At 59.5% G+C, this 4,264-nt stretch carries 2 protein-coding genes and 1 pseudogene; all 3 read left to right on the top strand.

Going from position 1 to position 4,264, the window contains the following annotated elements; all coding sequences use genetic code 11:
• Window positions 1–431 (top strand): annotated as a pseudogene (locus ADADOO_RS06030) (class II fumarate hydratase); the annotation flags it as partial.
• Between the two features lie 799 nt (window positions 432–1,230).
• The gene (locus ADADOO_RS06025) at window positions 1,231–2,019 is read left to right on the top strand and encodes a PEP-CTERM sorting domain-containing protein (protein ID WP_511275872.1); all 789 of its coding nucleotides are present in this window, start codon (window positions 1,231–1,233) and stop codon (window positions 2,017–2,019) included.
• Window positions 2,020–2,448: 429 nt separating this feature from the next.
• Window positions 2,449–4,264, top strand: a 1,816-nt coding sequence (locus tag ADADOO_RS06020; protein WP_511275870.1) for a cytochrome c, incomplete at its 3' end; no start/stop codon positions are given.

Raw genomic sequence — 4,264 nt, 5'->3', positions numbered from 1 at the left:
GCAAGGTCAACCCGACCCAGTGCGAAGCGCTCACCATGCTCTGCTGCCAGGTCATGGGCAACGATGTGGCCATCGGCATCGCCGGCGCCTCGGGCAATTTCGAACTCAACGTCTTCAAGCCGGTCATCGCCCACAACTTCCTGCAAAGCGTGCGCCTGCTCAGCGACGGCATGCTCGGCTTCGAACACCATTGCGTGCGCGGCATCACCGCCCACCACAAACGCATCGCCGAACTCATGGAACGCTCGCTCATGCTGGTCACCGCCCTGACCCCGCACATCGGCTACGACAAGGCCGCCGAAATCGCCAAACTGGCCAGCCACGACGGCACGACGCTCAGACAGGCAGCGCTGGCCCTCGGCCATGTCTCGCTGAAAGACTACGACCGCTGGGTCGTGCCGAGCGAGATGATTTATCCGGGAAGCTGCTGAGAAACCGACTTCCACGGTCAACCGGAAAAATGGGCGAAATATCAAAAAGCCTGACCGTCGTTTTTCGTCTCGCTGAGCAGCGAATATCAGGCACCTGAACAGTTCGGCACAGCGACGACGCAATCGTCATCAGGCAGCGGTCGGCCATCAAGAGCCATTCGGCAGAAATACCTGTCGGGCCGCTAAAGACTGATTGCGAAAGCAGATTTCCGATAGGCCGACGCCCGCAAACGCCTCAAAGCCGAGTTCCAAGTTTTTGATGTGCACGTCTCGTGATCGCCCAGTGGCTACCGTTGATCGAGTCGTCAGATGCGTCATTTGAACGGGCGCATTACTTTTATTCCTGCCTGACAGCCTAAGCTGTGCAACTCGGCTACTGTCGTCATTCACTGAATCCAGAAAGCTGTCGCCACTGGCCACATCTAATAGCCACGTATTTCGGCCCCCACCCCATCAAGAAGGGCGAATTACGCTTCTGGAAAATCCGCCGGGGGCTGACAACTGACGAAATGCTATTTGAATATCACCCTAAATCGACTGAGGGCTGTTTTCGCCGGGGATCGAATGCAATGGATTGGTGGCCGATGAGTAGTTGAAACCGGGGCGTCCCAACTTCCACCTACTCGACAAACGTGTCGAATTCTTTTACATGTGCCTTACCGGCGCAATCAAACTGACAGCAGCTTCATGCTCTAAGCTATTGTCGTATAACGAAAATAGCTATCTTATTTGAATATCGGCATAAGTATTGCATTACGTCGAATACGCTATTTTTGGATCGCCTCAGGGAGAATCTCGCATGAAAAAAATTACACGTGCTTTGGGCACATTGGCTATTGCCCTGTGTTCCGGCACAGTCTCGGCAGCCCCGATCTTCTGGACCGATTGGACCGGCAGCGACCTTGATTCTGGGACCGGCTTTCAGGCGCAAGGGACGATAACGACGGGTAGTTCATCGGTCACCGTGACCTATACGAATCCGCAGGGCGTCGGTTTCTATCAACCAAGCGGCGGGGCCTATTACTACAGCGGAGGTACCGATGGCCCCAGCGGCACGTCACCCTTCACCAGTGCTCTTGTCGACAATCGGCCTCCGACCACCGATATCATCGCGCTGCAATACGCCGGGACGCAGACCCTAGCATTCTCGCAGGCGATTGCTAATCCAGTATTCGCCTACGTTAGCCTCAATGGCAATGGCTATGCGTTCGACCAAGACTTTGACATCTTGAGTTTCGGCGATCCAACCAATGGCAACAACTGCGGTTACTGGGGGTGTGGTACGTCCTACAAAAATATTGTGGACCTTGGCGGCGGAGTGTTCGAATATCAGTTGCTTGGAACGGGTGAGCCGCACGGCACGCTGAGGTTCACCGGCACCTTCGATACCGTGAGCTGGCGCAGCCTGAGCAACGAATACTGGAACGGCTTCACGGTCGGTGTTCAGGAAACGGCCGTGGCATTCTGCGACGCCAATCCTACCGCGCCAGGATGCACTCCATCCAACGGTGTTCCGGAACCCGGCTCCCTAGCCTTGCTGGGCCTTGGATTGGCCAGTCTGGCGGTCGGACGTCGCCGCAAGCACTGAGAGCGTACAACGTTCTATCTTGAGAACGGGAGCTTCGGCTCCCGTTCTCATTTGCGGGTGTCGGCTGCCAAGTCGCGGGAGCTGTCGGATGCACATGTCACTCCAATGCCGAAACTCCAGCGAATTATGGACCCCATGCCCACCGATCAGACTTGACCCGATCCTGTCCGTCAGCCTCCACTCGCTGAATAGCTGCATGGACACCCACCTGCCATCCAACAGGTGCTGATCAAGACGAAGATTTCGCTTGGTCAAGGTCAATGAGACTTTGCGCTCTAGCTAGCGCGACTCCGCAAAGCTGGTCAAATTTGAAATCCGGAGAAACAACCAGCATCCCCGTTTGAACTTCCTGTCATCTCACATGTCATTAAGGCAGTGAGTGGAACCACAGCAGCTTGAGACTCGTAGGCGTTGATGGGGAGAAAACGTATGAAACGTACTCTGCTGGCCGCTATTGCGGCATTCGTCACCTTTGCCGCTGGCATTGGGATATTTCAGAATCAGCACCACAGCATCGGCGAGGCCTTCGCCGAGAATGCGCCAGCCAGCGCGGCGGCGCCGCCCGGAAAACCTGTTCCCGAAATGTCGGCCGTCGACCAGGATGCGCCATACATGGAAGCCTGCGCCCGCGAGGGACTCAACGAGTCCGAATGCGTTGGCCGGCTGATCTGGTTCAAGGCCACCGCCGGCAACGAACGTTTCCACACCTACACCTTCCAGCAGCGCATCGGCGTGCTCGTCGACTGGTTCCGCGTCCTGCGTGCCGATCAGCGCGACGACCGCTTCTGGGCCTGGGGCATCATCAACGACCCGGCCTGCTGCAAGCCGGGCGACCCCGACTGCCCGGCCAAATCGGCCGATGAAACCTACGGTTTGGACTGGTGCCCGGGCGATGACGTGCTGCTCAAATATGTCGGCAAACCAGGTTATGTCGACCCGGCCTGCGGTCTCAAGGATGCCGCGCTCGACCCGGACGACCCGCACAGCCAGGGCGGCGAGGCCGATCAACGCGCTTCGGCCTGCGACCTCAAGTTCGGCACCTCGACCGGGGCGCTCGGCTTGCGCAAGTTCCCCAACCCGCGCTTCGACGCCGCCAAATGGCAGGCGCTCAATGGCGGCAAGGCCAACTGGTCCGGCTTCAATGCGACCAAAGCGGCGGCCACCGGCATCGAATCCGACAGCCGAGTCTCCAAGCTGGCCGACGCCTCGATCGAGCCGCCTTTCCTGATCGGCACGACCTGCGGCTCCTGCCACATCGCTTTCGACCCGCTCAATCCGCCGGCCGACGCGGCGCACCCAAAATGGGAAAACATCAAGGGGCTGATCGGCAACCAATACACGCGGATGTCGGAACTGCTCGGCTCCGGCATGCCGAAGAGTGCGCTCGAATACCAGATGTTCGCCCACGCCCGGCCCGGCGTCACCGACACCTCGGCCATTTCGCACGACCAGGTCAACAACCCGGGCACGATCAACGCGTTAATCAACGTCGCCCAGCGCCCGGTGTTCAAGGGCGAAATGGTCACCAAATGGCGCAAGGTGACCACCTGCGGCGCCGAGAAGGACGAGGACAAATGCTGGTGCGAACCGGGCCGTAGCGGCAAGTGCTGGCTCAAGAGCAGGCGCGACGACGACACGACCACGGTCTTCCTCGGCGGCCAGAAGGTGGCCCTGCCCGGCGTCCATCACATCCTGAAGGGGGGCGAGGATTCGATTGGCGCCCACGAGGCGATCCAGCGCGTCTATTTCAATATCGGCTCGTGCTCCGAGCAGTGCTGGGTCAATCACTTGTCCGACATGCGCCAGGTCGATCCCGAGCAACGCGGGTTCGGCCAGACCTCGTTCAACATCGGCCAGTGCCGGCGCGACTGCCCGAATTTCCGGGCGGTCGAGGATCGCTTGCAGAACGTGCTCGATTTCTTCGCCTCGGCCGAATCGGACGAAACCAATCTGCAGGCCGCCCGTGCCAACAAGAAGGGCGGCGCCTATGGGCAGGCCGACCTCACCGTCGATCTCGAAAAGGAATTTGGCAAGGGCGCCGTCGGCCGTGGCCAGACGGTCTTTGCCGACAACTGCGCGCGCTGCCATTCGAGCGTCCCGGAAAGCACCGGCGGCGCCTTCAAAAACCGCGATTTCGCTGCCCCCAACGATGCCCATCCGCGCAAGGTACGCGCCGATTTCCTCGGCAACGACCAATCGACGCCGGTCACCGAAGTCGGCACCTTCCGCTGCCGCTCGCTGCACG

Source organism: Azonexus sp. (assembly GCF_036170495.1).
In the GTDB taxonomy this organism is placed as follows: domain Bacteria; phylum Pseudomonadota; class Gammaproteobacteria; order Burkholderiales; family Rhodocyclaceae; genus Azonexus.
Note: the sequence above shows the minus strand (reverse complement) of the source record. Positions and strands in the feature narration are given on the sequence as shown.

Coding starts and splice junctions, on each gene's coding strand:
- ADADOO_RS06025 (WP_511275872.1), top strand. CDS start 1,231: ATGAAAAAAATTACACGTGCTTTGGGCACATTGGCTATTGCCCTGTGT.